Here is a 2,102-nt window from a genome sequence, read left to right on the forward strand (position 1 = left end):
TGAAAAACATTCTCGCAACATTTTGATATTGTTCAAGTTTGATTTTTAAGGAAATGATTTGCATGTGATATTTATATGATATTATTGAATAATTATTTTCATCAAATGGTTTGTAATATATTTTTTCTATCTAATATCTGTTAAACCAAAAATAATTATGACTATACGTGGTTACTATTTTACTCCTTCTATTTTTGCAATTAGCAATATTGCTTTACGCAGAATTAAAATTTCAAGAATCCAAGACTTAAATGATCCTTTTGAGTTGCTTGCTGCAAATTTATCAGATATATCAAAACGTAAATTAATTATTAAAATAAAAGATGATTTGAACAGCAAAACTGGCATTATATGCTTTAGTGAAAGCTGGAAAAATCCTTTATTATGGGGCCATTATGCAGAAAAGCATACTGGCATAGCACTTGGATTTGATATTAATGATGAATTTTTATTGCCAGTTAAATACAAAAAAGATTTTATCAACATGAATTTTGACAAATTGACAGGTAATCCAAATAGAGACGACATGTTTAATCTTCTACGGACAAAATTTTATGATTGGAATTATGAAAATGAAGTGAGATTATTTGTTGAGCTAGATGAATCAAGAATAGAGGCAGGACTTTATTTTGAACCTTTTACGCAAAGAATTCAGTTAAAAGAAGTAATTCTTGGGCCAAGATGTGAGTTGTCAATAGATTCTGTTCGTGAACTTGTCAAAAGTTACAATCCTAAAGTTAGTGTTATTAAATCAAATATTGCATTTACCCAGTTTGAAGTATTGGAAAACAAAGAAGCAACAAATTTAGACAAAAGGTTTAACAAATAAATCCAGCGGATGGCGTTAAGGTCGGCGGCGCTGACGCGGCAAGCTCATTTGCGCCACCGCTGATTAATGGGTTGGGTATTCAGATTAACTTGTGCATAGTTAGGTATCAATGAGACCACCACATTACTGTTCTCTATTCCCCATATTTCTTGAATCGATAATGAAGAATAAGATTTCTGGGGGAAATATTACAATTTCAAGAGCAACAGGTTGTCTGTATACAAGTAATGATTGCATTTATCTTGTAACAAACTGGCATGTACTGTCTGGGAGGCATACTCAAACCAAACAAACTCTAGACTCAAAAGGGGGATTACCTGAAATTATAAGAGTTCACTTCCCAGTTGACGGGAATATTACCGAACAAATAACGTGCGAATACAAACTTACGAATGATAACAAAGAATATATTTGGTACGAACATCCATTATCGAACGAAGTTGATGTGGCAGCTTTAAAAATCCAGCCACCTGAAGGAATAGCTACCATTCCAATAAATGAAATTATTGACCCTGCTCCAACTTACAGAAAAGACTTCTTTTATGTAACGCAAGATGTGTGGGTAATTGGTTTTCCGATGGGGATTAGAATCAGTGGCCTTCCAATTTGGAAAAGCGCTACAATAGCCTCAGAGCCTAGTATTTCATCAGCATCCAATAAATATAAAATAATCTTAGATACAGCAACACGAGAAGGTATGTCTGGTTCTCCTGTCCTTTTTGTCAATAAACATTTAACCAGAATAAAGTTTGACAATGTTAAACATGAGGTAGACCTTCCTTCGGTTAAAGTTATGCTCGGAATATATTCAGGACGAATTGCTGGTGATGATGAGCTTGCTGCTCAACTTGGTATAGTTTGGAGTTGTGAATGCATACCGGAGCTCATAAAAGCAAAAAGAATTTATAATAACTAATAATCAATACTAATCAATACGCCCAACCAGACATTTAACGCGAATTGCGGGAACGGCCCCGCAACCGGTTAAGTAAAGATAATAAAAAATGATTAACATAGATGATTTTATCAAAAACAATCCTTATCTATATGGAATTTTGAATTTATTAATCGGTAGTCTGGTTGGCCATTGGCTATCAATGATCAGAGATGATCGAAAAGGATTTAATGAAGTAGGGAGCATTACGCGTTTCTTAAAAATCAACTTGCGTTCCTTACCAGGACTTGTTACCCTGTTTTCAGCAAGGAGGCAAGAACATGGATACAGAACTCATTATACGTGGCAAACGTATTGGGCCTGCGGAACTTCATAAAA

Annotated in this window: 3 protein-coding genes; all 3 read left to right on the forward strand. The window is 34.3% G+C overall.

What is annotated here, in order from left to right:
- Positions 1-157: 157 nt before the first annotated feature.
- The 3 genes from KKG99_08120 to KKG99_08130 all read left to right on the forward strand — a co-directional run bounded on the left by KKG99_08120 (position 158) and on the right by KKG99_08130 (position 2,100).
- Entirely contained in the window at positions 158-829 is a 672-nt protein-coding gene (locus tag KKG99_08120; GenBank protein ID MBU1012958.1) for a DUF2971 domain-containing protein, read from the forward strand.
- Between the two features lie 160 nt (positions 830-989).
- A complete protein-coding gene (locus tag KKG99_08125; protein MBU1012959.1) occupies positions 990-1,745 on the forward strand; it encodes a serine protease in 756 nt (251 codons plus the stop codon).
- Positions 1,746-1,833: 88 nt separating this feature from the next.
- Positions 1,834-2,100 (forward strand): hypothetical protein, encoded by a 267-nt coding sequence (locus tag KKG99_08130; GenBank protein ID MBU1012960.1) that lies wholly within the window; start codon positions 1,834-1,836, stop codon positions 2,098-2,100.
- The last annotated feature ends 2 nt before the right edge of the window (positions 2,101-2,102 follow it).

The sequence above is a fragment of the Bacteroidota bacterium genome, assembly GCA_018816945.1.
Taxonomy (GTDB): domain Bacteria; phylum Bacteroidota; class Bacteroidia; order Bacteroidales.

Coding starts and splice junctions, on each gene's coding strand:
- KKG99_08120 (MBU1012958.1), top strand. CDS start 158: ATGACTATACGTGGTTACTATTTTACTCCTTCTATTTTTGCAATTAGC.
- KKG99_08125 (MBU1012959.1), top strand. CDS start 990: ATGAAGAATAAGATTTCTGGGGGAAATATTACAATTTCAAGAGCAACA.
- KKG99_08130 (MBU1012960.1), top strand. CDS start 1,834: ATGATTAACATAGATGATTTTATCAAAAACAATCCTTATCTATATGGA.